Raw genomic sequence first — 22450 nt, forward strand, 5'->3', positions numbered from 1 at the left:
AGGAGAACAAGATGGCGTCCGGCAGCAAGAAGTATATCGGTCGCGGCAGTCAGGGAAAGGGCGCCGGCGCTGGCGCAATGACCGATCTGCCGAAGGACAAGATCGGAGAGAATGCCGTTCTGTCCAACAGGGACAAGAAGCAGCACACCAAGGAGCGTGGGCTCGATGGCAATCGGGTCAAGTCCGAGCAGTACCAGGATCATTCAGCGGATCGGCGGCCTGAAGACTGATCGTTGAGGCAGCATATGGCTTGCAGCCCGTGAGCAATTGAACGGCAGCGAGAGCCTAACCGCCGAGGGAGCTGTGCAAGGACCGAAGCCGGTCGCATGGAGGGCCTGCAAATTCTTGCAAACTCGCACCGTTGCCACCAAAGTGAGTGAAGGGACCAACATTTGCCAAGAGAATGCGATGTCTCGCTCAAGGGAAGATTCCGTCAGCACGCGCGCCGATCTGACGATAGACCGGGAAATCGCTTGCTTGCTTGCGGCCATCGAGCAGGAAAGGGTTCCTGACAGGCTGACCAAACTTGCGATCGAATTGCAGCATGCGCTTGTCGAAAGGCGCTTGCGCGAGTCCAGTAACTAACGTGATGTGTATTAGCGGCGCCTCTCGGCTTCGAAGTCCAGTTGTCCTTCGGACAGATAGCTGCGCCTTTCCATCAGGGTTTGCGAGGAACTTTCGCCAAGGTATTCCAGCACGCCGGCGCGTGCCCTGTTGAGCCGGCTCTTCACGGTTCCTACCGCGCAACCGCATATTTCGGCCGTTTCCTCATAGCTGACGCCCAGCACGCCTATTAGCATCAGAACCTCGCGCTGGTGCTCGGGAAGGCTCTGGATGGCCTGGTGGACTTCCTTGCCCTGTACGGACCATTCCTGCGTCGCTTCCGAGATCGGCCGCAGCGAAGCGCAGTCGAGCAAGCCGGGCGCTTCCCTCACCGCGGCCCTGACACGCGTGTAGTAAGTGTTGCGCATGATCGTGAAGAGCCACGACTTCATGCGCGTTCCAGCTTCGAACTTGTCAATGTTGGCCAGTCCCTTGGTCAGCGTCTCCTGGACCAGGTCGTCCGCATCATCGGGAGTGCGGCAGAAGGTGCGGGCGAAAGCCCGCAAAGCGGGTATGAGATCGACGATGGAAACTTCTTCGGTTTCGCGGGTCGCCAAGGCGTAGGCTGTGGGTGGCAATGGTCCAGCTCCCGTCCAGAATGAGTTCGTGAGCGCAGACCAGTTAAATGCATTGGGCGAAAGATCGTTCCGGTTGGCGAAAATCACCCGGCTACAGAAACCGGAGAGGACTTGGCTGAGCAATCCCAGCCGACGGCGATATTTTTGACGGAACAACGACCCGTATCGCGGAGTTCAAATCAAGGTCGTCCGACAATTCGGGCGCCGCCATTTGGCGCGTTGAAATGCGATGTCGCAGCGAGCCTTGGCGCCACGTCAAGGACGGCCCGCCACCTCAAGAAACAGGAGGAGTCCATGACAGGAAACAAGCACGTCAAAGGCAAAACGCCGGCCGATAGCGATCTTGCCAACGATCCCGGCATCGGCAGTTCCAAGGGCACGATCAAGGAGGGCGACCGGCTCGATCAGGGCGACAACACGTTCGAAGGCGACGTCGAGAACGACACCACGCCTCAAGGCGGTATCAATCCCCGGCAAAAGATGCGGACCAACAAGTGACGCCAGGACCGGCGGCGCACGATCGAACAAACCCGCTGCAACCTGTGCAGCAATCCCGCGTTAAAGAGCATGGGCCTCGTGTCCGCCCCGAGCGTTGATGCGACAGGCTCTTTCGCGGAGACACAGATGACAAAAAAATCGTTTGGCCGCCCCGTTCCAATTCTCGTCGGCCTTGGTTTCCCTCGCTATGTCGAAAATATCTGGCAGGCCTATGACGTCTTAAACGAATGGCCGAGCCGCGGTCCGGCGCACAAGGCAGCGTTCGACGCCTGCCGCGCTGGGCTGGCTGAGGAGGTCGATGCCGAGACGGTGCGCGCGGCGTTCGATGCATTCGCCCGCAAGGCGGGCATTCTGGCGCACGATATGGCCATCGAAACACCAGCGCGCACCATAACGCCTGCGAAGGCCCATGACGTTTGGCTGAAACGCCCATCGGACGGCCCTGTAGACCCTGGAGGCTAATTACACCCCAGCTTACTCGAAGCAGCCAGCTTGCTTGAACCGGGAGGAATACAGTGCTGAGACTAGAGTTCGATGTTCCTGTTTGCATCTATTTCGGCAAGCCTGGACGATCGCGATTCGTCAGTTCCGTTTTCGAAGCAGTATATTGCCTGAAAAGTGAGAAATGGCCGGCGCGCAATGCCCCACTGGCACTGGCTGCCGCTGATGTATTGAATCGCGCCCGGACCGGTGAAATCGCGACCGCCAAAGCGCGGCAAGCATTTGTCGACGCCGCTTGGGAGGCGAACATTCTTGTCGAGGGAGAGCCGCCTGAGGCGCATGCCCCGACAGCCTTCATGTCACACAGCGGGTGAACCGGCAGGCTGCCTCCCCGCAGTTGCGTCCAAAGCCCCGCTTATTGCGAATGGTTGGTGTCGGCTGCCTTTTTCTCGCGCTGCTGCCTGAGGACCTCGTCGGTTCCGACCGGCTTCTTCGATCCGCCGGGAATCGCGGTGGACACAACAGCCGGCGGGTCGCTTGCCGGGAAAGAATCCTCCAGACCCGCCTGCAACTGGTCTTCCAGCGTTTGCGGCTCTTCCGATCGTCCGGACGTCCTTCGGGCGTCCAACTTCTCCAGCGGCTGTGTCATGTCCGGTGAAGACCTGACTTCTCGAATCCAGCCATAGAGCTGTTCGATGGCAAATTCCTTCATCGTGTCGAAATCGGCCTTTTCGTCACGCGATGCCTCGATTTGGTCGACCATGGTCTTCTCGAAACGTTCGAGGCTATCGCCTCCGCAGGCGCGGCAGAGACGCACCAGCGCCTCGCGCAGTATGAGCGGCGCAAAGTGCGCCGTCGCCTCAAGCCTGAGCTGCTGCAAACGCTCCGGGGTGGCGGCTTGGAACTTCGACATGTTCGACCTCTCGCCTTGTGGAGCATGTCAACGAAAATTATCGGCGGATGTTCCATCGATGGCGGCCGGTGCATCGCTCGATCCTCAGCGGTGCGCGCCGCCACCGACTGCCATGCGGATACCGAGACCAACGACGAAACAGCCTGCCACCCGCTGCTGCCAAAGCCTTACCTTCGGCCTTTTCATGATCCAAGCCCCGAGCGGGCCCGATGCGAGTGCATATGTGCCCAGCACCAGCACACCGGTCATTTTCTGGGTGCCGCCGAGCAGCAGCAGTTGCAGCGTGACCGATCCGCGAGCAGGATCGACGAACTGCGGAAGGAATGCCACCATAAAGGTTATCGGCCAGGGATTTATCAGATTGGCGATCATTCCTTCGCGTGCGGCCACAAGCGGTCCGACACTGCGCGGCTTGTCGACGGCGATGCTGGCTGACGGCAACAGCGCCAGACGCGATCCAAGCCAAACCAGGTAGGCTGCGCCCGCCCAGCGAAGCATGGCAAAGGCAAGCGGCGATGCCTGGACGAGCGACGATATGCCGAGGGCAAGGAGCGGCAGCTGGACCATTCCGGCGCCGAAGGTCATTCCCAGGACGGTGAACAGGGCAACATCACGACCCTGCCCGATGCCGCGCGCCATCACCAGCAGACTGTCAGGCCCCGGCGGCATCTGCATCAGGATGACCGTTCCGACAAAAGCCGTCCACGAAACGGGATCCATGCCGCTACTTCGACCCGGTTTCGTAGGATGCCTTCGCGCCGTCCTTCAACCGGCCAGCATCTCGCATCATCTTGAGCGCTTCGTCCCTCGTCAGGCCGCACCTGCGGGCAAAAAACTCGATCTCATAGGCCAACTCGGCCGGCAGGTCGTCTTTGGAATGCATTCTTCGCTTGTGTTTGCGTGCGCCCATTGAGGCTCGGTCCCGGATACGTTGGTCCTCCCGAACTCACATCAGATCAGCCGGTTCCCATTGCCTGACCAATTCGCTTGCGCAGGTTTTCTCACGCGCCGTCTGGCCGGCCCACCCTGTCCTTGAGTTCATTCAGGAATGCGAGCAGGGCGTCTTCTGGATCGTCGGCCTCTTCGGTCAGCATATCGATGCCCCAGCGTCCGAGGACGGCTTCCTGGACGATGCTTGGCTGCGGCATGAAGATGAAGGATTTCGGACGGTTCTTCTCGTAGCCGGACCTGCGCCAGGTCTGCCAAAGCCGATGCAGCAGCAGACGGATATTCATGTCGGACATGCTGTAGCCGATGAACAGGATGGTGCGCCCTAGCGCGTCGGCTCGAAATTTCACATCGAGCGGCGAATCGAAGGATAGCCGCTCAAAATAATCGGTCTCGGCCAGGACCAACGATTTATCGTCGTCGAAATCGCCGTGGAATTTGATGATTTGCGTCACGTCGCCGGTGGCCTTTGGCAAGTCCTTTGCATTCGCGACTTTGACAAAGGGGCAGCCATGGATCTCGAAGGCAACCTCGAGGTTGCGATCATAATTGGTGGTGTAGATGATCGGAAAATCGAGCGATACGATGAGCTTGTGGATTGCCGACCGTTGCACTTCTTCCCGCGAGACGCTCCATTCACGATCCATCCAACTGCGCAAAGGGCCGAGGCTCCCCTGCTTCAGCCGGTAATATTCGGCAAGGGCCTGATAGCTGGCCTCCGGTGCGCCGATCATGTCCTCGTGAAGGCCGAGCTCGTTTTGCATATGCTCGATGAGCTTTTGCCAAGACGGCAAGCCGACGCTCATCGACACTCCGGCTCCAACGAACAATATTGCTCGTCGCTCTTTTACCGATTGAGCCAGTTGCTCGACTGCAGACAGCATTCGACACAACTGTCAGAAGTGCTGCTCTGTTCCGATGGCGCCTGGACCATCGCGAGAATAACTCCGATTTCAGGTTGACTGCCAACACCCAGATCGGCTGTCCGGAGCTCCGGTCCCCGCGTTTGGCCGACCGAACCCGATATTTATTTCATTCTCTTTGGCACTTCTGCGCCTCCTACGCGTTGGAGAGTGTTCAACAAAGACGGCGCAGCTAATGGATCGCCAGCGGATTGTCTCAGTAGCATTATGTCTGTTCCTGCTTACGATCGGCGCCATCCAGCAAAAGGCTTGGGCTCAAGCACCTTGCTCGGCCGACCATGACAAATTGCTGGCCGCCCTCAAGGCCAACGTCAAAGCCAGCGGCGGCCCCGGCAATGGCGGCTTCGACACCCATGAATGGGCGGCAATCGTGGCTCGCGATGGAACGGTCTGCGCCGTCGCCTTCAGCGGGCCCACCGCCGACGCCCAGTGGCCCGGCAGCCGGCTGACCGCCGCCGAAAAGGCCAATACGGCCAACGGGCTCAGCCTCGCCCAGATGGCGTTGTCCACCGCGAACCTCTATGCGCCGGTGCAGCCCGGCGGTCCTTTATTCGGCCTGCAGGCCACCAATCCGGTCAATCAGGCGACCGCCTATGCCGGCGATCCTTCGACATTTGGAAGCTCCAGCGATCCGTTGCTGGGAAAGCCGATCGGCGGTGTCGTCGCATTTGGCGGCGGCCTAGCTCTCTACGACGGAAAGGGGATCGTCGGGGCGCTCGGCATAAGCGGCGATTCCTCTTGTGCCGACCACAATGTCGCCTGGCGCGTGCGCGCTGCACTCGGGCTGGACAAGGTACCGGCCGGCGTCAACCCAAACCGCAAGGATGCTATCATTTACGACCTCGATCCCGGCGGCAAGAGCGCCTCAGGCTGGGGCCATCCGTTGTGTTCGGGAACCGAGGCGGACGTGGCGGCGGAGCTTGGCGCCGGCGTCGGCGGCTCGATACGCAAATGAGGAAAGCGCGACAGGCGGCGGCGAAAACTCGTGTGTTAGCCAAAGGAGGAAAAAGGCCAATGGCTGCGATGCTGGGATGGACGCTGCTGGCGGGCTTCGCGCTGATTACCGCGGCGGTTGCTCAGTCAACGTCAGGCCCTGCGATAAATCCGCCGGCCGCAGCCGCTCCGCCCGACGACGGGCAGTGGGCGATGCCGGCAAAGAACTATGCCTCGACCCGCTACAGCGATCTCGCGGAGATCACCGAAGACAACGTCAAGACCCTGCAGGTGGCCTTCACCTTCTCGACCGGCGTCAACAAGGGCCAGGAGGCTGCGCCCTTGGTGGTCGGCAACACGATGTACATCGTGACGCCGTTTCCCAATATTCTCTACGCGCTTGACCTTACCAAGCCCGGCGCGCCGATGAAGTGGAAGTTCGAGCCCAATCCCGAGCCTGCCGCGCAGGGCGTTGCCTGTTGCGACGTGGTCAACCGCGGTGCGGCGTTCTTCGACGGGCGCATCTATTTCAACACGCTCGACGGCCATGCCATCGCCGTCGATGCGGCCACCGGCAAACCGGTCTGGAACACCCATATCGGCAACATCAATATCGGCGAGACCATCACCATGGCGCCGCTGGTGGTGAAGGGCAAAGTGCTGGTCGGGAATTCCGGCGGCGAAATGGGCGTACGCGGCTGGATCAAGGCGCTCGACGCCGGCGACGGGCACGTCGTCTGGACGGCCTACAACACCGGCCCGGACGCCGAGGTGCTGATCGGGCCCGACTTCAAGCCACATTATGACGTGGACAAGGGCAAGGACCTCGGCGTGACCTCATGGCCGCCAGACGCCTGGAAGATCGGCGGCGGCAATGTGTGGGGCTGGATCTCCTATGACCCGGACCTCAACCTGATCTTCCACGGCACGGGAAATCCCGGTCCGTGGAATCCGGACCTGCGGCCGGGCGACAATAAGTGGACCGCCGGCATCTTTGCCCGCGATCCCGACACCGGCGCAGCCAGATGGTTCTATCAATGGACCCCGCACGATTTGCACGACTACGACGGCATCAACGAACAGGTGCTGCTCGACATGACCTGGCAGGGCAAGCCCCGCAAGGTGCTCGTCCGGCCGGAACGCAACGGCTACGTCTATCTGTTGGACCGCACCACGGGCGAAGTCTTGTCGGCAGTGCCGTTCGGGCCGGTCAACTCCACCAAGGGCGTCGACCTGAAGACCGGCCGGCTGATTGTAAATCCGGACAAGAAGACCGGCACGGGCAAGGTCGTCCGCGACATCTGTCCCACCGCATCCGGTCTAAAGGACTGGCAGCCTTCGGCGTTCTCGCCAAAGACCGGCCTGCTCTACATTCCGCACAACAACATGTGCATGGACGAAGAAGGCGTCGAGGTGAATTACATCGCCGGCACGCCCTATGTCGGCATGAATGTGCGCATGATTCCCGGGCCGGGCGGCAATCGCGGTGCTTTTACCGCTTGGGATGTCGCCGCCGCCAAGCCGGCGTGGAGCCTGAAGGAGAACTTCCCGGTGTGGAGCGGCGCCGTCGCCACCGCCGGCAACGTCGTGTTCTATGGGACGATGGAAGGCTGGTTCAAGGCGGTCAGCGCCAAGACCGGCGCACTGCTTTGGCAGTTCAAGACGTCGTCCGGCATCATCGGCCAGCCGATCACCTATCGCGGCCCGGACGGGCACCAATATGTCGCGATTCTTTCGGGCGTCGGCGGCTGGGCCGGCGCGATCGTATCCGGCGATCTCGACCCGCGCGACGCCACCGCCGCGCTCGGCTTCGTCAACGTCATGAAGGACCTGAAGGATGTAACCACGCCGGGAGGTACGCTGTATGTGTTCCGGCTGCCTTGAGACAATCGGCCGAGTTACGCGCGCACGGAGAAAATCTTCCCGGCGGTTTGGCGTCGCGGTCGGCGCACTGGCGCTCTCGCTTGTCGCCGCCGTTGCTGATGCGCGCGAGCTGAGGATCTGCGCCGATCCCAACAACATGCCGTTCTCCAATGCCGCCAGGCAGGGTTTTGAAAACAAGATCGCCGAACTCGTCGCGACGGAGCTTGGTGCGACTGTTTCCTACACGTGGTGGGCACAGCGGCGCGGCTTCGTCCGCAACACGCTGAAGGCCGGCTTGTGCGATCTTGTGCCCGGCACGCCTGCCAATCTCGAGATGCTGCGCACCACCGCGCCCTATTACCGGTCTTCCTATGTGTTCGTGACACGCAAGGATGTGCCGGAAATCACGTCCTTCAACGATCCTCGCCTGCGCGATCTGCACATCGGTGTCCAGCTGATCGGCGACGACGGCGCCAACTCGCCGCCCGTCCAGGCGCTTGGCCGCCGCGGCATCGTTGGCCATCTCATCGGTTTCCCTGTCTATGGCGACTATTCGGCGCCAAACCCGCCAGCGCGCATCGTTGAGGCGGTCGCGAATGGTGATATCGATATGGCCGTGGTCTGGGGGCCGCTGGCCGGCTACTTCGCACCCAGGCAGAAGGTGGCGCTGCGGATCACGCCGGTTTCGCCGCGCGTGGACGGCCCGCAACTGCCGATGATCTACGACATCTCGATGGGCGTGCGCCGTGGCGACGATACGCTGCGCAGCGAGGTGAACGCCGTTCTGACCAGACACCGCGCCGAGATCGACGCGATCTTGGCGGCCTACCAGGTGCCCCGCTTCGATCCTGTCGGAGCGCCTTGAAATGAAGTGTGGTCTTCCGTTGCTGGTGTTCGCAATCCTCGCGGTTGCCGCTTGCCAGCGTGAGGAACGTGACACGCGTCCACAGTCGGCGCTCGGCTCGGGCGACCAGCCGGCAGCCGTGACGGCGCTCGAGCCGGGCGGCCAACGGCCGGCCTCGTCCGACAACAAGGCCGGCGTGTTCGAGGCCAACGCCTTCCACCTCAGCGAGGGCAAACGTCTGTTCAACTGGTTTAACTGTTCCGGCTGCCATGCCAATGGCGGTGGCGGCATGGGCCCGGCCCTCATGGACCAGAAGTGGCTCTATGGCAGCTCGATCGAAAGCATCCACGCCACGATCAGGGACGGCCGGCCAAACGGCATGCCGAGCTTCCGCGACAAGATCCCGGACGACCAGATCTGGGAGCTTGCCGCCTTCGTCCGCGCGCTGAGCGGCAACGCGCCAAAATCCGCTGCGCCGAGCCGCGACGACGACATGATGCCCCATCCATCCGAAAATCGCCTGCCGGATGCCGCCACGCTGGGGAAGTCGCCGTGAACCGCGTTGTCTGCAGGGTGTGCTGCTGCACAGTCTGCATGCTGCTCCTTGCAGGATGCAGCGGCTGGCAATCCGCGCTCGACCCAAAAGGCCCTGCCGCGGGCGAGCTCGCATGGCTGATCTGGTTCTTCACAGCACTCTGCACGGTGGTTTGGCTTCTGGTGATGGCCGTGCTGATCATGCCATTAACCCGGCGCGCGGCGCCGTCGGGCAATCCGCTTGTCCTCGATGCTGCCGCCGAGCGCAGCAAGATGCGAATTGTCGTCGCCGCACTCGCCGCTACCGCCCTGATCCTGGTCGGCCTGACGCTGCTGAGCTACTTCTCTAACCGGACGCTCGCCGCCATCGGCTCGGATACGGCGCTGACGGTCCGGGTGACCGGGCATCAATGGTGGTGGGAGGTGCGCTACGAAAACGATCAGCCGAACCGCATCCTCACGACCGCCAATGAAATCCACATCCCGGCGGGCGAGCCGGTGCGGCTCGTAGTGACCTCGACAGACGTCATCCATTCCTTCTGGGTGCCGAACCTCTCGGGCAAGCTGGACCTCATTCCAGGCCACGAGAACGTTCTCGACCTGAAGGCGGACAAGCCCGGCGTCTATCGCGGCCAGTGCGCCGAGTTCTGCGGCGCGCAGCATGCCAATATGAGCACCTTCATCGTCGCCGAACCAAGGCCCGTCTTCGACGCCTGGCTGAACGACCAGTTGCGGCCGGCGGCCGCTCCTGCCTCGGGCGAGGCAAAAGCCGGCCATGACCTGTTCCTCAAACGGCCTTGCGTGATGTGCCACAAGATCGGCGGCACCATCGCCGGCGGTACGGTCGCTCCCGACCTTACACATATCGCAAGCCGGCGGACGCTCGCTGCCGGAACGCTGGCTATGAGCCGCGGCAATCTCGCGGCGTGGATAGCCGATCCGCAAGGGATCAAGCCAGGAGCTCATATGCCCGTGGTGGGACTGAACGGAGACGAGCTGAATGCGATCGTCGCCTATCTCGAGGGCCTGAAATGAGCAGCGCCGACCTTGCCCATGAGCGTCACCTCGCCCAGCAACGCGAGGCGACACAAAAGGGCGACCTTGCTCCGGAGCGCGATGGTCCTCGCGATACCGGTCTCGACGACGCCAGCCTTGAGGGCCGGCTGGCGCGGACATGGCGGACGCCGCCGGGCATCATCGGTGCGCTGTCGAGCGTCGACCACAAGATCGTTGCGCGGCGCTATTTGATCACCGCTTTCGTGTTCCTGTGCCTCGCTGGCCTCAGCGCGGTTGCCATGCGCATCCAGCTGTCGGGGCCGGAGCGCGGGCTGATCGGGCCCGATCGCTACAACCAGCTGTTCACCATGCATGGCGTAACCATGATGTTCCTATTTGCGGTGCCGATCGTTCAGGCAACCGGCATCTACCTCGTGCCGCTGATGGTCGGCACCCGTAACATCGCCTTCCCGCGCCTCAATGCGTTCAGCTTCTGGATTTATCTCTCGGGTGGCCTCTTCGCCTGGGTGTCGTTTGCACTCGACATGGCGCCCGACGTCGGTTGGTTCTCCTACGTGCCGCTGTCGGGTCCTGAATTCGGGCCGGGCAAGCGTTCCGACGTGTGGGCGCAGATGATCACCTATACCGAAGTTTCATCGTTGGCGGTCGCGGTTGCCACCATCGTCACCGTGCTGAAGCAGCGTGCGCCGGGCATGTCGCTGGACAAGATTCCGCTCTACGTCTGGGCGATGCTGGTCACCTCATTCGTGATCGTGTTCGCCATGCCGGCGGTCATGATCACGTCGACGTTCCTGATCCTCGACCGGCTGGTCGGCACCCATATCTTCAATCCAGCCGAGGGCGGCGACGTACTGCTCTTCCAGCACCTGTTCTGGTTTTTCGGCCACCCCGAGGTCTACATAATATTCCTCCCGGCTACCGGCATGGTGTCCTCGATCATCGCCGCTTTCGCGCGGCGTCCGGTATTCGGCTATCTGGGAATGGTTCTGTCGCTGATTTCGGTTGGCTTCCTGTCGTTCGGCCTGTGGGTTCACCACATGTTTGCAACCGGTCTGCCGAAGCTCGGCGCGAGCTTCTTCACCGCGTCGAGCATGCTGATCGCCATCCCGAACGGGCTGCAGATCTTCTGCTGGCTGGCAACATTGTGGGACGGAAAGCCGATAGTCAGGACGCCGCTGCTGTTCGTGTTCGGCTTCTTCTTCACGTTCGTCGCGGGCGGCCTGACTGGGGTAATGCTGGCGTCGGTGCCATTGGACCTGCAAGTGCACGACACCTATTTCGTGGTCGCGCATTTCCATTACGTGTTGATCGGCGGGTCGGTATTCCCGCTGCTTGGCGCGACCTATTTCTGGTTCCCCAAGATCACCGGCCGGATGATGAGCGAGCGTCTCGGACGCTGGCACTTCTGGCTTGCCTTCATAGGCTTCAATGCGGCGTTCTTTCCGATGCACATTGTCGGCCTGTGGGGCATGCCGCGCCGGGTCTACACCTACCCGGTGGAGCTCGGCTGGGGCAACATCAACCTGTTCATCACAGCCGGCGCGGTCGTCCTGTTCCTGAGCTTCGTTCTGTTCACTATTAACCTGGTGTACAGCGCCTCGAGGGGCGCCCCGGCCGGGGACAATCCCTGGAATGCGGGCACGCTGGAATGGGCGACGAGCTCTCCACCGCCGAGCTATAACTTCGCTCGGATCCCGGTGGTTACGCACTCCGAGCCGCTCTGGGCCGAACGTGACACGCTGCCTGTCGCGACCGGGCTTCGCGTCGACGCGCGCGAACTTGTTATTTCGACTGTGGCAGAAGCGCATCCCGATGTGCGCGAGAAGTCGGCGCCGCCGTCGATCTGGCCATTGTTCGCCGCGCTCGCCGTCGGCGCCACCTTTCTCTATTCGATCTTCAGCCCTTGGGCGGTGGTCTGGGGAGCCGGGCCGATCGCCATCACCTTAATTGGCTGGTTCTGGCCGAAAGGCGATCTGGAGGACGAGGAATGAAACAACGCCCTGTCGCCGATGTTTCCGAACTCCCGACCTTCGGGCTCGGACCGCGCAGCCCGACCTGGTGGGGCACTCTCGCCTTCATGGCGCTCGAGGGCACCGGTTTCGCGCTCGCCGCAGGCGCGTATCTTTACCTTGCCTATCTGTCGCCCGAATGGCCCTTAGGCGTGCCGCCGCCCAACCATTGGCCGGGCACCATCGTCACGCTGTTGCTGCTCGCCAGCGTGGTGCCCAATCACATACTGAACCGCTACGCCGAAGCCTGTGCCATGGTGCCCGTGCGCATCGGCCTGATCGTGATGTCGCTGCTCGGTATCGCGCCGCTTGTCGTGCGGTGGTTCGAATTTCCGGCCCTCAACATTTATTGGGATACTAATGCGTACGGCTCAATGCTGTGGGTGCTGCTCGGCCTTCATACAACGCATCTGATTACCGACGTCGGCGACACGCTGGTGCTGACGGTCCTGATGTTCACGCGCCATGGCTACAGCGGCCGGCGCTTCGGGGACGTTGGCGACAACGTCTTCTACTGGGATTTCGTGGTCGCAACCTGGATCCCGATCTATCTGTTGATCTACTGGATGCCGAGGCTTGACTGAGATGCGTGCGCTTCGCTTGGGCACATCATGGGGCGGGCTGTTGTCCGGACCTTTGGCCTGGGCGGTGTCGACGCAGCTGAATTACGCGGTCGTGGAGTGGCAGTGCACCCACGGCATACCCGTCATACCGGTCATTGCGCTGGCGCTGGCAGTGCTGGCCTTGCTCGGCGGCGCGCTTTCGTGGCGGGCGCGACAGCAAGGTGGCGCCGCCTTTAAACCAGATCGTACGCGCGCCACTGAAGCTTTCGTCGCCAATGTCAGCATTCTCAGCGCGGTGCTGTTTGCACTGGTAATCGTCATGCAAGGCGCCGCCTCGCTCATTCTTGACGGCTGCCTGCGATGAGCTTCGACGCGCTCTTCTCGACCTCGATCTGCTACGGTGCCGGCGCCCCGCAGGCAGGCTGGACGCTGGCGTTGCCGATCACGCTTCCCCTGACCGCGATCGCAGTGCTTTACGCAGCAGGCGCGGCTCGACTGTGGCGACGGAGTGCTCGCGGCCGTCCATTGCGGCTGTGGCAAGCCCTGCTGTTCGCGGCCGGCTGGATCATCTTGGCGGTAGCACTGGTCAGTCCGCTCCATGCATTGGGTGAGCGCGTCTTCACCGTCCATATGATCGAGCACGAGCTGTTGATGGCGGTGGCGGCACCCCTGCTGGTCGCCTCGTGCCCGGCGGCGGCGATGATGTGGGCATTGCCGATCAGGCTGCGGCTGGCATTTGGCGCAGCCGGGCACACGAAGGTGTTTCGAACGGTTTGGGCCGCCGTCAGCCGCCCTGTAGCCGCGACCTTCGTGCACGGCGTCGCGATATGGGCCTGGCACGTTCCGGCGCTGTTCGAGGCAGCGCTTGCACAGGGTGTCCTGCATTATGCGCAACATGCCAGCTTCTTCGGTACGGGGCTGCTGTTCTGGTGGGTGCTGCTGCCGCGTTCAGGCCGCGAACAAGCCTATGGCAGCGCGGTTATGCACCTTTTCTTCACCTCACTGCACACCGGCCTGCTCGGGGTGCTGCTGCTGGTCTCGCCAAGGCTATGGTATCCGGTAAACGCAGCCGGCGCGGAATTGTGGAACCTTAGCCCGCTCGAGGACCAGCAGCTCGCCGGCTTGGTGATGTGGGTTCCGGCCGGCCTGATTTATGGCGGCGCGGCGTTGCTGCTGGCCGGCCTGTGGATTCGCTCGAGCAGCCGAAAGGACCGGGAGGCGTCGCATGCGCTTCACGCTGTCTAAAGCCGTAATCGGCGCTGCGGTTATTGTCGTGCTCGTTGCAGCCTTGGCCGGGATTTTGTTGTACTTCGAGCAAAGCCGTCGGGTCGAGCAGAAGGCCGACAATGCCACCGGCGGCGTCGGCGCCCGCGCCATTCCGATCATGATGGCCAATGGCTGCGCCGGTTGCCACACCATCACCGGCGTTCCCGGCGCGCAAGGGTTAGTCGGCCCACGCCTTGACGCAAGCCTAACCACCCGGGTCTATGTCGGCGGCGTCTTGCGCAACAGGCCGGAGAACCTGATCCGGTGGATCCGTGCGGCAAGGGAGGTCAATCCGCATACGGCAATGCCTTCGACCAGGATTTCTGAGCAGGAGGCGCGGGATATCGCGGCCTATCTCTATTCGCTGAAGTGACACGATTGCAGCTGACGAGCAGGGTTACTGCAACACCTCGCCAGGAACAAATCGGCATAGCCACGGTTTGGTTCTACACGTCAAACCGCGAGGAAATCCTATGGACACCGATGTCAATTCCGAAACCCGCTCGATCTTCATTGTCGGGCTGCGCAATGCCCACGCCATGGAAAACCAGGCACTGTCGATCATGAAACCTCAGGTGAAGCGGATCGAGAACTATCCGCAGGTCGCCGACCGCCTGCAGCAGCATATCACGGAGACCGAAGGGCAGATCGCCCGGCTGGAATCCATTCTGGATGGCCTCGGTGAGGACCATTCCACATTGAAGGATACGGCTATGTCGATGGTCGGCAGCATGGCGGCGATGGGACATTCCGTGGCCGGCGACGAAATCCTCAAGAACAGCTTCGCCAACTTCGCATTCGAAAATTACGAGATCGCCGCTTACAACTCGTTGCTCGTGCTCGGCGAGGCCGGAGGGTTTAATCAGGCAACCAGCTCTCTTCAGCAGAATCTCAGCGAAGAGGAGAAAATGGCCGACTGGCTGAAGCAGAACCTGCGCGACGTCACCTTGCAATACGCCAGGCTGCGTGAGGCGGGAGAGACCGCCAAGAGTTAGGCCGCCCCGCTGGCCGAGGAATGCTGGCAACCACCCGAGTCGAATTGACGGGGTGGTTGTTTTTCAGAATTGGGCAGTGCTGCTGAGCATTGCGCGGCACGGCGTTGGCCATTGAGCCCGAAGAACCGAACGGATTCAGAGCGAAGAATCGGAACGGACCGGAGCGCCTCGGCTAATGACTTGAGCGCCGCGATCACATTTGTCTGCGGAAGGTTGCGGACTCCTAGCCGACTTCGATGTTCCAACCGCGAGGCGACCCGCGGTCGGGATCGCTACGAACGACCGCAGCGCTATCAAGTCGTTTCGGGAGACTCGTTCGATTTGGCCTCGTCGGTCTCCGGCAAACGATCGCGAATGGCTTCCTCGGTTTTGCTTGCCGTCTTTTTCACGACTTTCTCGACGCGGTCGACCAACGTCTCGGCGTCGCCGCTGGAACCCTGTCGGTCAGCCTCTTCCTTTACAGTCTCATATGCTTCGGCGGCGACCTGCTTGGCTTGCTCCACCCCTTCTTCAAAGACTTCCTCGGCGCTGTCACGAACCTTGTCGCGGTAGTGGCCGAGTTGCGCGTCCTCAGCGGCGGTGTGAGGCAGCATCACGCCGATGGCTGTGCCCACGGCAAGGCCCACCGCGGCCATCGCCAGAGGTTCGCGCTGGAACAGGTCCTGCGCCGACTGACGCACCCGCCCCGTCATATCGGTGGCGGCCGAGCCGGCTTGCCCGGCCGTGCTTGTCAATCTTTCTTTGGCGCCGCTCGCAACGTCTGCCACAGCCTCAGTCGCACCGCCTGCCACGGAAGCAACCGAACGAGCGGCATCGGAGAGCATGGAGCCGGCGGAACCTTCGCCCTCGGCACCGTACTCATCGCCGCTTGAGTCCTGCCAGGCCGCGCCCAAGCCCCTCAGGTCAGAGAAGTTTCGGGTGCCGTCAGGTTCCCTGCCGGTCGAATAGACACCAAGTGCTGAACTGTCTACCGACGTGCCCTTGCCAAGCATCAGCCAGGCCAGACCCGCGCCGACCAATGTAAGCGGCAACGGATTGTCCCTGACCTGAGTCTTAAGATTGCTGAGCATGGCGGATCCCTCACCGCTGAACATCCCGGTGAATTCGTCGATCAGTTGGCCCGGTGTCATCTTGCTGCGGATCGAGTCTGCGGTATCTGCCACTCTGGCGCGAGCAACATCAGCATCGCGTTCCAACTCGGCTGCGGATTTGTCGGTCATCTTATCTGTTCCTTGATCACGCGTGCGTCGCGTTTAAGTTGGTCTTGTGTCCGGTCGGGGGTCAACTCCGAGGGAGCCATGCTTGCCTTGCCGGAGCGCAAGAGTATGACGCCCAGTACTGCCACCACGACGCCGACGAGCAGCGAGGACCATCCGGCTCCCAGGCCGGCGCTCGCCAAGGCAATCACCAGCGCCTGCAAAAGCACCATCAGGGCGGCAAGCAGGCAAATGACGCCTCCCATCACCTCCACGGCGCCGGCGCCGGCCCTGCTTACCTTTTCCGACATTTCAGCCCGCAACAGCCTGCTTTCGGTTTGAAGCAGTGTTGTGACCTGCTGTGCCAGATCGCTGACAAGGGTTGTCAGGCTGCGAGTGTCCTGGTTATCAGTCATGGGTTTCGCTCCAGGCTTGCATTGGCCCAGTCATCGCCGGACTGATCGGATCCTAACGGGGCTGGCTCAACTGGCTCTGCCGATCGCCATCCCGACTCATTCGAGCTAGGACCCGTCTCGGTCGCCCGGCCTGTGCCCGACTGGCCCGGCGCTGCGGTTTGGGTAGAGGGTGGCGAGCTCTTGATGAACCGTCCCAACGCCAGGCCTGCCAATACCGAACCGGCGATCAGCGCCCCCGAGTTTTCGCGGCCGAACGACTGAATTTCGCCAAGCACCTCGTCGAACGGTTTATCCTTCAGGGACGAGGAAAGCCGCTCGAGCCCGCCTGCGGCGTCAAGGGCGAATTTCGAAGCGGTCCGTTGATCATTGTTGGCAAGATGCTCGCTTGCCGCGCGCAATGCGCCGCTGAAGGCCTTGAGGTTGGCGCTCACGTCGCGCTGCGTCCCCTCCGCCTTATTGAACAATGCTTGCTTTGCTTCCGATGCGTAATCTCCGGCTTTCCTGGTGATCTCGTCACGCGCATCGTGGAGCGCTTCCGTCGCGGTCTGCTTTTCCCGTTGTAGTCTTTCCGAAAGCTCGCTTCTGGCGGTCTCGAAATCGGCCGTCTGACGGCCCTGATCGTCCTGGTCCTGCATGGTGTCTCCTAGTGGAATCCGAGGAAGGAGAGGATCGCAAGCACGACGACGACGAGGCCGATGAGATAAATAACACTGTTCATGGCGCAATCTCCTCCACTGCACACCGAACTTGCCTGTGCTTCCCGTGTTCCCTCAGACGTCATCTTTTTTGGTAAGCGAAGCCTAACCAGCTTCAAGAGGGGATCTTGTCCTGCGCCGATGGCGGTGAGCGCGCGGGTGGAAAGGATATGAGACCGGACTCCGGTGCGACTTACAGGTCGAGGCGCAGGTCCGCTCCGGCAGATATTCGCGCTGCATGGGGCGGAATTTTTCCGCATTGCTTTGACTGGGCATTATCGCAGTGGGACCTGCCTGCGACCTACCACTCGATTGCCGGCCGAGCGATCATCAGCCAGAAAATTCCGAGCACGGCAGCGAAGGCGGGAAAGCCGAATGCGAACCACATCCAGAAAAGCCGGTGATAGCGCGCCGGCAAAGGTGCGCCTCCAGCGGCGGCTTGCGATGCCAGCTTGCGCATCTCCATTTGCATCCAGACGACCGGGAGCCAGAACATTCCGATGACGACGTAAAGCGCGATCGAAAGCACGATCCAGCCCTCCGAGAGCGAGTAGCCCGCCTGCCAGGCGAGCGCGGCTCCGGTCAAAGGTTGCGCGACCACGGCCGTCGCTGTGAAAAGGAAGTCGGCAATGACGACAATGCGCGCCACCGCCGCAACCGTCGCGGCATTGCCGGTCCTGTGGGCGAGCAGCATGAAGAAGGCGATGCCGGCGCCGGTGCCGAGCAGCACGGCTGCACCGATGACATGCAGAAATTTCAGCAGGAAATAGAGCATCACCGCTCCTCCAGCACGGCCAGGGCAACAAAGTGCAGCACCAGGATCGGCAACACTTTGAGGAACGGCCCAAGCGGCTCGTTCCACAGATCGGGGCGGAGAAAACTTCCGACGATCAGGTAGAAGAGCGAGAGCGCAATGCCGCCATAAAGGCCTTCCCGCGTCGTCGGCCGCCAGGCTATGAGAGCGCCGACGACAATGTCGGCAAGAGCACCGGCAATCACGGCGGGCGCCGACAAGACGCCAGCCCCTGTGCTTTGCATCAGGCCGCTGCCGCTGCCATAGCCGGTGGTCAGCGACACGATCCCCGTCATGATCCAGAAGAAGGGCAGGACGACGAAGATCGCCGGCTTGAGGACATAGAGCCCGGCAAACCATTTTTCCTGCACCGTTGCCGGATTGAGCGCGAGGAAGTCCGCCAGGGTTTGCGGCCGTATGTCGGTCGAGGCGGTCCAGTCCGAGGGATCTCCGACCGCTCCTCGGGCGATCTCCCGGGCTGCGTTGGTGCGCATCGGTGGGCGCCAGCCGAGCATCGCGGCAAGGTCGCCGAGCCGGTAGAGAAGCTTTGCAACAGCCGCCGGCAAGACAAACCTGGCGGCCGGAGCCCAGCCGAGCCATCGGCGATAACTGCCGACGACCTCGTCCATGCTCAGTTGTTCGGGACCGACAAGTTCCAGCACCACGCGAGACGGACTGGCGGGATCGAGAAGCAAGACGACGGTTGAGACCACGTCGTCGAGTTGTACCACCTGGAGCAGACCGGTGCCGGGCATGGACGGCAGCACTGGCAGCGACGCGAGACCCCGAAACAATGCGCTGGCTCCAAACACCGGCCGGCCGAGCACCACGGACGGGCGCAGGATCACCCAGTCCAGATCAAGCGCCATAAGCGCCTGGTCGCCGGCCAGTTTCGTCACCGAGAACGTCGAAGGCTGCGCCCGATCGACGCCGATCGCCGAGAAGTGGATCACCCGGGCAACCCCTGCCCGCGCACATGCAAGGAAGAGTGCTGCAGCCGCATCGCGATGGACTTCCCGCGTTCTTTCGCGAGAGCTGTCCTGCAAAACGCCCGCACAATTGACGACGGCGTTGATGCCGCTGAGATGCGGCAGCCAGTCTTCGGGCTGCAGCGCCACGGCCATGTCCAGCACCAGCAATTTGTCATCGCGAGCTCCGCTGGGTCGCGGATTGCGGGCGACACCGATCACCTCGTGCCCTTCGGCACCAAGGCGCGCGCAAACCGAGGCACCAATCAGGCCGGTGGCGCCGACAACCAGGACTTTCACGGAACCTTGCCCTCCAGTGGCGAGAAAACAGCGCTCATTTCCGCCTCTCGCCTTCAATATCCCCCTGCATACGGGAAAGTTCCTCCGTCGTGCACAGCAGTCGCGGCCGCTTCGGGTCTGAGATGTCGAGCTTGTCCCAGGGAATGCGATACATGCCGTCGCGATGGCGCAGCCCGAAGACATCGAGAACCGCTGTGCCGATGGCCGAAGCGGAAAGGCGCTCGAATGCCGCGTAAATGCCGACGTGGAACTCGGTGACTACGAAGTCGTCGCCATCCGGTTCGGCGCGGATCTCCTCGATGTGTCCGATGCTTTTGCCACGCTGCGAAAGCACATTCCTGCCAGCCAATTGCTCAAGATTGACGGTGGCCATCATCCAGCTCCCGGGATACGCCCGATGACATGGTCGCGCAGCCAGTCCTGCCAGTCGAAAATCGCCGTTTTGCGGACATCGATATCGAACTCGATGTCGACGCCGATGTCGCGCACCTTGTTCCACGCGATGCGGTGCGGCTCGGCATGGCGTCTGCCGCCGAGCCTGGCCGCAAGCTGTGACATCCAGCGCCCGGGCCGGTCGCCAAGCCGACGCGCCAGCGTGATCGAGCCGAGCTCGACCGCAACGATTTTAGGCGGCTTGCCTGGCCTGAGCTCGGCCACCAGCCCGTCAACCTTGCCGATCTTGACCTGCTCGCGGTCGACCACTTGCTTGTCGAGAATGTCGCGCAACAAATCCATCACGTGCCTCCGAATATCTGCAAAGGAATGGTCACGATCGCGAGCACGAAACCGAGCGCGATGATGAAGATGACCGCGGCATTAGCGATCATGCCATTGCGGTACTCGCCGACATAGCGCTCGTCGTTCAGCAGGAAGAGGAACGGAACCACGGTCAGCGGCAGGCTGGCGGCCGTCAGCGCCATGGAAAAGATGGTGAGCTTCAGCGGATCGAGGCCCAGCGCGATCGGAATGGCGGCGAAAAACAACGATACCGTATAGACGGTGCTGAAGCCCGGGTCGTCGCGCGGTTTCAGGTTCTCGCCCCAGGTCCAGCCGAAACCCTGCGCCACGAGGTAGGCTTGCTGCAGGCCGATTTCTAGCGCGGCACCGAAACAGGCAATGCCTAGTGAAGCAACGAACAGGACAAATCCCCAGAAACCGAATATCTGGATCAGCATCAGCGGCAGTTGGTGGTAGTCGTCGACCTGCTCTATGCCGTGCGCTGCCAGCACGAGCGCCGCCACAATCAACACGCCGATCGAGATAGTGCCGCCAAAGCTCATGCCCAAGCCAGCAATGGCCCGATTGGCTCCGAGATAGCTTTCGTCCCACTGGTCCTCGATCGCTCCCGACGAATAGAACATGAACAGATAGGGCGAGATCGACGCACCAAGAATGCTGACCGCCATGAACCAGTAATTGGCCGCGTCGTGCTCGGGCAGAGTGGGCACGGCACCGGCCGCAACCTGCCCCCAATCGGGCTTCAGCATGACGGCGCCAACCACGAAGCACAGCGTGACGAGGCCGAGGAACGCGACGCCTTTTTCGATAAAGCCGAACGTCCCTTTCCAGAGGAACAGCCATGCAAGCAGTGCCACTGGCAGCGCCCACCACTGAAAGCCGATGCCGGTCGCGAGCTCGAGCGCAATGGCAACACCGCCGATTTCGGCTGCCATGACCAGGAAGTTGACCAGCAAGGTCGCAAGCAACGGCCACAAAAAGGCGTTGAAGCCAAACCGTTCCCGGATTCCGTCGGCGATGGTGTGATGGCTAACGGCGGCGAAGCGTCCGGCCATTTCGACCAGGAAGATGATGCAGATCGTGCCCAGGACGACGGCCCATATCAGCTGAAACCTGAACGCCGCGCCGGCCTGAGCTGCGGTCGCCATTGATCCAACCTCGAGAAAGCCGCCAACGCTTGTGACGACGCCGAGCGATATTTCGAGCAGCTTCTTCATGATTTCGGCGCGAAGTATTTGGCGTAGGACGTGCTCAGGTCGGCGGCGGCGGCCCGCAGATCGTGCTGCGCGTCTTCCACTTCCGAGCGGTTGCCGTTCTGCACGGCCGTCGCCGCGCGCATTACCGCTGCCGAAAGCAGTCCAACCGCCATCGTCAGATCGGCTTGCCCGCTGGGCTCAGGCGAATTGGCGGACTGGATTTGCGCACCGGCATCGGCGAGCGCCTTGCCGACCGATTGCAAAGTGCGCGACGTGTATTTCGAGGGAGCCGCCCCAGCAGCCCAGGCCTCCAGGACGAGCGATGCGGTCTGTGCGGCGGAAGCTGCGGTTTTCGACTGCTGTTCGACCTGGTCGGAAGGCGAGCATGCCGTCAGTATAGATATCATCAGCAGCAAGCACAGGCGGTCTGGTCGAAGACCGACGAGTGTAACGGCATTTACAATACGTGCTCGTAGCGTTGCTGCCACACGATTGTTCTCCCCGCACGAAGCGACTTCGGCGTGAAGTTTGATCTAGAGCGCTGGATGACCACGTCAACTGAACCGCGATGAACGGCGCTGGCACCGCGGAACAAACCAGCGATCGCCGGATTAGGGGATGAGGAGGCGAACACCATGGACAGGGAAGAGCGTATCAGGCAGCGAGCCCACGAGATCTGGGAGCGCGACGGCCGTCCGCAAGGGCGCGAGCGCGAGCATTGGGACCAGGCCGTGCAGGAGATCGAAGCTGAGGGTTCCGAGGCCGAACGCGGCCCGGTCGTGCCCGATCCAACGGTCGGGGCCGGCTCCGATCCCGAGCCGCGCGGCAGCAAGCGGCGGGGGAAGTGAGGCCCGATGCCTCGTCTCGTCGCCTGGATTGTGGTCGTACTGGTCGTACTGTTCGCCGCCTGGCTGATGATCGGGCGCGACAGAACCGGCGGCGGAGGTCAGCCCACGCCGCATGCAATTGATCAAAATGGATAGGAGCTGACATGATAGGAACCGATACTCATCCTGAACAGGACCCGGCGGAAGGATCGCGACCGATAGTCGAAAGGCAGCTCCGCAAGGAGCAAGGCGGCGAGGGTCAAGATCGCAAATCCGAGCCAGCTTCCGAAAAATCCGGCAGCAAGACCAAAACGCCTTCGGAAGCGCGTAAGAAAGGCTCAGGCTTGGATTGAGCCGGCTGACAGCGGGCTCACGCTGCCGTTTGCCTCGAAA

The 22450-nt window shown here is 62.0% G+C and carries 32 protein-coding genes; 17 read left to right on the plus strand and 15 right to left on the minus strand.

The genetic code is table 11. The features are described 5' to 3' along the window. Window positions 1–11 precede the first annotated feature (11 nt). Entirely contained in the window at window positions 12–230 is a 219-nt protein-coding gene (locus AC0L2P_RS09000) for a hypothetical protein (protein ID WP_473500872.1), read from the plus strand. A 187-nt stretch (window positions 231–417) separates the two neighbouring features. On the opposite strand, the gene AC0L2P_RS09005 is transcribed toward AC0L2P_RS09000, so the two are convergent. Continuing rightward, window positions 418–546 carry a hypothetical protein gene (locus AC0L2P_RS09005; protein WP_473500873.1) on the minus strand — a complete coding sequence of 43 codons (129 nt, stop codon included), beginning with the start codon at window positions 544–546 and terminating at the stop codon, window positions 418–420. Between the two features lie 50 nt (window positions 547–596). Continuing rightward, the gene (locus tag AC0L2P_RS09010; protein WP_352488584.1) at window positions 597–1160 is read right to left on the minus strand and encodes a sigma-70 family RNA polymerase sigma factor; all 564 of its coding nucleotides are present in this window, start codon (window positions 1158–1160) and stop codon (window positions 597–599) included. A gap of 315 nt (window positions 1161–1475) precedes the next feature. Here AC0L2P_RS09010 and AC0L2P_RS09015 point away from each other — a divergent pair, with 315 nt between their 5' ends. From AC0L2P_RS09015 to AC0L2P_RS09025, 3 genes are all read left to right on the plus strand, one after another. Then, window positions 1476–1679 carry a hypothetical protein gene (locus AC0L2P_RS09015; protein WP_023716611.1) on the plus strand — a complete coding sequence of 68 codons (204 nt, stop codon included), beginning with the start codon at window positions 1476–1478 and terminating at the stop codon, window positions 1677–1679. A gap of 69 nt (window positions 1680–1748) precedes the next feature. Further along, window positions 1749–2141 carry a DUF982 domain-containing protein gene (locus AC0L2P_RS09020; RefSeq protein ID WP_473500874.1) on the plus strand — a complete coding sequence of 131 codons (393 nt, stop codon included), beginning with the start codon at window positions 1749–1751 and terminating at the stop codon, window positions 2139–2141. 53 nt (window positions 2142–2194) lie between these two features. Further along, window positions 2195–2494, plus strand: a complete 300-nt coding sequence (locus AC0L2P_RS09025; RefSeq protein ID WP_473500875.1) for a DUF982 domain-containing protein — start codon at window positions 2195–2197, stop codon at window positions 2492–2494. A 41-nt stretch (window positions 2495–2535) separates the two neighbouring features. Here the strand turns inward: AC0L2P_RS09025 and AC0L2P_RS09030 are convergent, their stop codons facing one another. From AC0L2P_RS09030 to AC0L2P_RS09045, 4 genes are all read right to left on the minus strand, one after another. Further along, the gene (locus AC0L2P_RS09030; RefSeq protein ID WP_473500876.1) at window positions 2536–3033 is read right to left on the minus strand and encodes a hypothetical protein; all 498 of its coding nucleotides are present in this window, start codon (window positions 3031–3033) and stop codon (window positions 2536–2538) included. A gap of 84 nt (window positions 3034–3117) precedes the next feature. Continuing rightward, window positions 3118–3753 (minus strand): LysE family translocator, encoded by a 636-nt coding sequence (locus tag AC0L2P_RS09035; protein ID WP_473500877.1) that lies wholly within the window; start codon window positions 3751–3753, stop codon window positions 3118–3120. Between the two features lie 4 nt (window positions 3754–3757). Then, the gene (locus AC0L2P_RS09040) at window positions 3758–3916 is read right to left on the minus strand and encodes a hypothetical protein (RefSeq protein WP_473500878.1); all 159 of its coding nucleotides are present in this window, start codon (window positions 3914–3916) and stop codon (window positions 3758–3760) included. Between the two features lie 118 nt (window positions 3917–4034). Continuing rightward, window positions 4035–4865 (minus strand): SIR2 family NAD-dependent protein deacylase, encoded by an 831-nt coding sequence (locus AC0L2P_RS09045; protein ID WP_473500879.1) that lies wholly within the window; start codon window positions 4863–4865, stop codon window positions 4035–4037. A gap of 214 nt (window positions 4866–5079) precedes the next feature. Between AC0L2P_RS09045 and AC0L2P_RS09050 the strand changes: the two genes are divergently transcribed. From AC0L2P_RS09050 to AC0L2P_RS09100, 11 genes are all read left to right on the plus strand, one after another. Beyond that, on the plus strand, window positions 5080–5859 hold the full coding sequence (locus AC0L2P_RS09050) for a GlcG/HbpS family heme-binding protein (RefSeq protein WP_473500880.1): 780 nt from the start codon (window positions 5080–5082) through the stop codon (window positions 5857–5859). A 59-nt stretch (window positions 5860–5918) separates the two neighbouring features. Next, complete coding sequence (locus tag AC0L2P_RS09055; protein WP_473500881.1) at window positions 5919–7721, plus strand: methanol/ethanol family PQQ-dependent dehydrogenase; 1803 nt, start codon at window positions 5919–5921, stop codon at window positions 7719–7721. After that, window positions 7702–8565: a substrate-binding domain-containing protein gene (locus AC0L2P_RS09060; protein WP_473500882.1), complete on the plus strand. Its 864-nt coding sequence runs from the start codon at window positions 7702–7704 to the stop codon at window positions 8563–8565. The genes AC0L2P_RS09055 and AC0L2P_RS09060 overlap by 20 nt, the downstream gene beginning before the upstream one ends. Window position 8566: 1 nt before the next feature. Then, window positions 8567–9100 (plus strand): c-type cytochrome, encoded by a 534-nt coding sequence (locus AC0L2P_RS09065; RefSeq protein ID WP_473500883.1) that lies wholly within the window; start codon window positions 8567–8569, stop codon window positions 9098–9100. A gap of 38 nt (window positions 9101–9138) precedes the next feature. Continuing rightward, the gene (coxB, locus tag AC0L2P_RS09070) at window positions 9139–10113 is read left to right on the plus strand and encodes a cytochrome c oxidase subunit II (RefSeq protein WP_473500884.1); all 975 of its coding nucleotides are present in this window, start codon (window positions 9139–9141) and stop codon (window positions 10111–10113) included. After that, window positions 10110–12086: a cytochrome c oxidase subunit I gene (gene ctaD, locus AC0L2P_RS09075; RefSeq protein WP_473500885.1), complete on the plus strand. Its 1977-nt coding sequence runs from the start codon at window positions 10110–10112 to the stop codon at window positions 12084–12086. Before coxB ends, ctaD begins: the two co-directional genes overlap by 4 nt. Then, the gene (locus AC0L2P_RS09080) at window positions 12083–12688 is read left to right on the plus strand and encodes a cytochrome c oxidase subunit 3 (RefSeq protein WP_473500886.1); all 606 of its coding nucleotides are present in this window, start codon (window positions 12083–12085) and stop codon (window positions 12686–12688) included. The genes ctaD and AC0L2P_RS09080 overlap by 4 nt, the downstream gene beginning before the upstream one ends. A 1-nt stretch (window position 12689) precedes the next feature. Then, window positions 12690–13031, plus strand: coding sequence for a hypothetical protein (locus AC0L2P_RS09085; protein WP_473500887.1), 342 nt, complete (start codon window positions 12690–12692; stop codon window positions 13029–13031). Further along, a complete protein-coding gene (locus AC0L2P_RS09090; RefSeq protein ID WP_473500888.1) occupies window positions 13028–13912 on the plus strand; it encodes a cytochrome c oxidase assembly protein in 885 nt (294 codons plus the stop codon). Before AC0L2P_RS09085 ends, AC0L2P_RS09090 begins: the two co-directional genes overlap by 4 nt. Beyond that, window positions 13893–14306, plus strand: a complete 414-nt coding sequence (locus AC0L2P_RS09095; protein ID WP_473500889.1) for a c-type cytochrome — start codon at window positions 13893–13895, stop codon at window positions 14304–14306. The genes AC0L2P_RS09090 and AC0L2P_RS09095 overlap by 20 nt, the downstream gene beginning before the upstream one ends. Window positions 14307–14406: 100 nt before the next feature. Beyond that, complete coding sequence (locus AC0L2P_RS09100) at window positions 14407–14928, plus strand: ferritin-like domain-containing protein (RefSeq protein ID WP_473500890.1); 522 nt, start codon at window positions 14407–14409, stop codon at window positions 14926–14928. A 293-nt stretch (window positions 14929–15221) separates the two neighbouring features. On the opposite strand, the gene AC0L2P_RS09105 is transcribed toward AC0L2P_RS09100, so the two are convergent. The 9 genes from AC0L2P_RS09105 to AC0L2P_RS09145 all read right to left on the minus strand — a co-directional run bounded on the left by AC0L2P_RS09105 (window position 15222) and on the right by AC0L2P_RS09145 (window position 21637). Then, on the minus strand, window positions 15222–16148 hold the full coding sequence (locus AC0L2P_RS09105) for a hypothetical protein (RefSeq protein WP_473500891.1): 927 nt from the start codon (window positions 16146–16148) through the stop codon (window positions 15222–15224). Then, window positions 16145–16540, minus strand: a complete 396-nt coding sequence (locus AC0L2P_RS09110; protein ID WP_473500892.1) for a phage holin family protein — start codon at window positions 16538–16540, stop codon at window positions 16145–16147. The genes AC0L2P_RS09105 and AC0L2P_RS09110 overlap by 4 nt, the downstream gene beginning before the upstream one ends. Then, entirely contained in the window at window positions 16537–17175 is a 639-nt protein-coding gene (locus tag AC0L2P_RS09115) for a hypothetical protein (protein WP_473500893.1), read from the minus strand. Before AC0L2P_RS09115 ends, AC0L2P_RS09110 begins: the two co-directional genes overlap by 4 nt. 361 nt (window positions 17176–17536) lie before the next feature. Next, window positions 17537–18010, minus strand: coding sequence for a DUF2269 family protein (locus AC0L2P_RS09120; protein ID WP_473500894.1), 474 nt, complete (start codon window positions 18008–18010; stop codon window positions 17537–17539). Then, window positions 18010–19296 (minus strand): SDR family oxidoreductase, encoded by a 1287-nt coding sequence (locus AC0L2P_RS09125; protein WP_473500895.1) that lies wholly within the window; start codon window positions 19294–19296, stop codon window positions 18010–18012. The genes AC0L2P_RS09120 and AC0L2P_RS09125 overlap by 1 nt, the downstream gene beginning before the upstream one ends. A 34-nt stretch (window positions 19297–19330) precedes the next feature. Continuing rightward, window positions 19331–19669 carry a hypothetical protein gene (locus AC0L2P_RS09130; protein WP_473500896.1) on the minus strand — a complete coding sequence of 113 codons (339 nt, stop codon included), beginning with the start codon at window positions 19667–19669 and terminating at the stop codon, window positions 19331–19333. Next, on the minus strand, window positions 19669–20031 hold the full coding sequence (locus tag AC0L2P_RS09135; RefSeq protein WP_473500897.1) for a hypothetical protein: 363 nt from the start codon (window positions 20029–20031) through the stop codon (window positions 19669–19671). Before AC0L2P_RS09135 ends, AC0L2P_RS09130 begins: the two co-directional genes overlap by 1 nt. Next, on the minus strand, window positions 20031–21251 hold the full coding sequence (locus AC0L2P_RS09140) for an NRAMP family divalent metal transporter (RefSeq protein ID WP_473500898.1): 1221 nt from the start codon (window positions 21249–21251) through the stop codon (window positions 20031–20033). Before AC0L2P_RS09140 ends, AC0L2P_RS09135 begins: the two co-directional genes overlap by 1 nt. Then, window positions 21248–21637: a hypothetical protein gene (locus AC0L2P_RS09145; RefSeq protein WP_473500899.1), complete on the minus strand. Its 390-nt coding sequence runs from the start codon at window positions 21635–21637 to the stop codon at window positions 21248–21250. The genes AC0L2P_RS09140 and AC0L2P_RS09145 overlap by 4 nt, the downstream gene beginning before the upstream one ends. A 228-nt stretch (window positions 21638–21865) precedes the next feature. Here AC0L2P_RS09145 and AC0L2P_RS09150 point away from each other — a divergent pair, with 228 nt between their 5' ends. Both AC0L2P_RS09150 and AC0L2P_RS09155 read left to right on the plus strand, forming a co-directional pair. Further along, complete coding sequence (locus AC0L2P_RS09150; protein WP_473500900.1) at window positions 21866–22078, plus strand: DUF2934 domain-containing protein; 213 nt, start codon at window positions 21866–21868, stop codon at window positions 22076–22078. A gap of 143 nt (window positions 22079–22221) precedes the next feature. Further along, the gene (locus tag AC0L2P_RS09155) at window positions 22222–22410 is read left to right on the plus strand and encodes a hypothetical protein (protein ID WP_473500902.1); all 189 of its coding nucleotides are present in this window, start codon (window positions 22222–22224) and stop codon (window positions 22408–22410) included. Window positions 22411–22450: the final 40 nt, after the last annotated feature.

The organism is Mesorhizobium sp. WSM4836 (assembly GCF_055811815.1).

What these genes read in the sequence shown, in the direction of transcription:
- AC0L2P_RS09055 (WP_473500881.1), top strand. Translation starts at nt 5,919, where the DNA reads ATGGCTGCGATGCTGGGATGGACGCTGCTGGCGGGCTTCGCGCTGATT.
- AC0L2P_RS09020 (WP_473500874.1), top strand. Translation starts at nt 1,749, where the DNA reads ATGGGCCTCGTGTCCGCCCCGAGCGTTGATGCGACAGGCTCTTTCGCG.
- AC0L2P_RS09140 (WP_473500898.1), bottom strand. Translation starts at nt 21,251, where the DNA reads ATGAAGAAGCTGCTCGAAATATCGCTCGGCGTCGTCACAAGCGTTGGC.
- coxB (WP_473500884.1), top strand. Translation starts at nt 9,139, where the DNA reads ATGCTGCTCCTTGCAGGATGCAGCGGCTGGCAATCCGCGCTCGACCCA.
- AC0L2P_RS09110 (WP_473500892.1), bottom strand. Translation starts at nt 16,540, where the DNA reads ATGACTGATAACCAGGACACTCGCAGCCTGACAACCCTTGTCAGCGAT.
- AC0L2P_RS09155 (WP_473500902.1), top strand. Translation starts at nt 22,222, where the DNA reads ATGATAGGAACCGATACTCATCCTGAACAGGACCCGGCGGAAGGATCG.
- AC0L2P_RS09130 (WP_473500896.1), bottom strand. Translation starts at nt 19,669, where the DNA reads ATGGCCACCGTCAATCTTGAGCAATTGGCTGGCAGGAATGTGCTTTCG.
- AC0L2P_RS09060 (WP_473500882.1), top strand. Translation starts at nt 7,702, where the DNA reads ATGTGTTCCGGCTGCCTTGAGACAATCGGCCGAGTTACGCGCGCACGG.
- AC0L2P_RS09080 (WP_473500886.1), top strand. Translation starts at nt 12,083, where the DNA reads ATGAAACAACGCCCTGTCGCCGATGTTTCCGAACTCCCGACCTTCGGG.
- AC0L2P_RS09030 (WP_473500876.1), bottom strand. Translation starts at nt 3,033, where the DNA reads ATGTCGAAGTTCCAAGCCGCCACCCCGGAGCGTTTGCAGCAGCTCAGG.
- AC0L2P_RS09035 (WP_473500877.1), bottom strand. Translation starts at nt 3,753, where the DNA reads ATGGATCCCGTTTCGTGGACGGCTTTTGTCGGAACGGTCATCCTGATG.
- AC0L2P_RS09085 (WP_473500887.1), top strand. Translation starts at nt 12,690, where the DNA reads ATGCGTGCGCTTCGCTTGGGCACATCATGGGGCGGGCTGTTGTCCGGA.
- AC0L2P_RS09045 (WP_473500879.1), bottom strand. Translation starts at nt 4,865, where the DNA reads ATGCTGTCTGCAGTCGAGCAACTGGCTCAATCGGTAAAAGAGCGACGA.
- ctaD (WP_473500885.1), top strand. Translation starts at nt 10,110, where the DNA reads ATGAGCAGCGCCGACCTTGCCCATGAGCGTCACCTCGCCCAGCAACGC.
- AC0L2P_RS09095 (WP_473500889.1), top strand. Translation starts at nt 13,893, where the DNA reads ATGCGCTTCACGCTGTCTAAAGCCGTAATCGGCGCTGCGGTTATTGTC.
- AC0L2P_RS09120 (WP_473500894.1), bottom strand. Translation starts at nt 18,010, where the DNA reads ATGCTCTATTTCCTGCTGAAATTTCTGCATGTCATCGGTGCAGCCGTG.
- AC0L2P_RS09145 (WP_473500899.1), bottom strand. Translation starts at nt 21,637, where the DNA reads ATGATATCTATACTGACGGCATGCTCGCCTTCCGACCAGGTCGAACAG.
- AC0L2P_RS09065 (WP_473500883.1), top strand. Translation starts at nt 8,567, where the DNA reads ATGAAGTGTGGTCTTCCGTTGCTGGTGTTCGCAATCCTCGCGGTTGCC.
- AC0L2P_RS09150 (WP_473500900.1), top strand. Translation starts at nt 21,866, where the DNA reads ATGGACAGGGAAGAGCGTATCAGGCAGCGAGCCCACGAGATCTGGGAG.
- AC0L2P_RS09115 (WP_473500893.1), bottom strand. Translation starts at nt 17,175, where the DNA reads ATGCAGGACCAGGACGATCAGGGCCGTCAGACGGCCGATTTCGAGACC.
- AC0L2P_RS09015 (WP_023716611.1), top strand. Translation starts at nt 1,476, where the DNA reads ATGACAGGAAACAAGCACGTCAAAGGCAAAACGCCGGCCGATAGCGAT.
- AC0L2P_RS09005 (WP_473500873.1), bottom strand. Translation starts at nt 546, where the DNA reads ATGCTGCAATTCGATCGCAAGTTTGGTCAGCCTGTCAGGAACCCTTTC.
- AC0L2P_RS09090 (WP_473500888.1), top strand. Translation starts at nt 13,028, where the DNA reads ATGAGCTTCGACGCGCTCTTCTCGACCTCGATCTGCTACGGTGCCGGC.
- AC0L2P_RS09105 (WP_473500891.1), bottom strand. Translation starts at nt 16,148, where the DNA reads ATGACCGACAAATCCGCAGCCGAGTTGGAACGCGATGCTGATGTTGCT.
- AC0L2P_RS09135 (WP_473500897.1), bottom strand. Translation starts at nt 20,031, where the DNA reads ATGGATTTGTTGCGCGACATTCTCGACAAGCAAGTGGTCGACCGCGAG.
- AC0L2P_RS09040 (WP_473500878.1), bottom strand. Translation starts at nt 3,916, where the DNA reads ATGCATTCCAAAGACGACCTGCCGGCCGAGTTGGCCTATGAGATCGAG.
- AC0L2P_RS09050 (WP_473500880.1), top strand. Translation starts at nt 5,080, where the DNA reads ATGGATCGCCAGCGGATTGTCTCAGTAGCATTATGTCTGTTCCTGCTT.
- AC0L2P_RS09100 (WP_473500890.1), top strand. Translation starts at nt 14,407, where the DNA reads ATGGACACCGATGTCAATTCCGAAACCCGCTCGATCTTCATTGTCGGG.
- AC0L2P_RS09000 (WP_473500872.1), top strand. Translation starts at nt 12, where the DNA reads ATGGCGTCCGGCAGCAAGAAGTATATCGGTCGCGGCAGTCAGGGAAAG.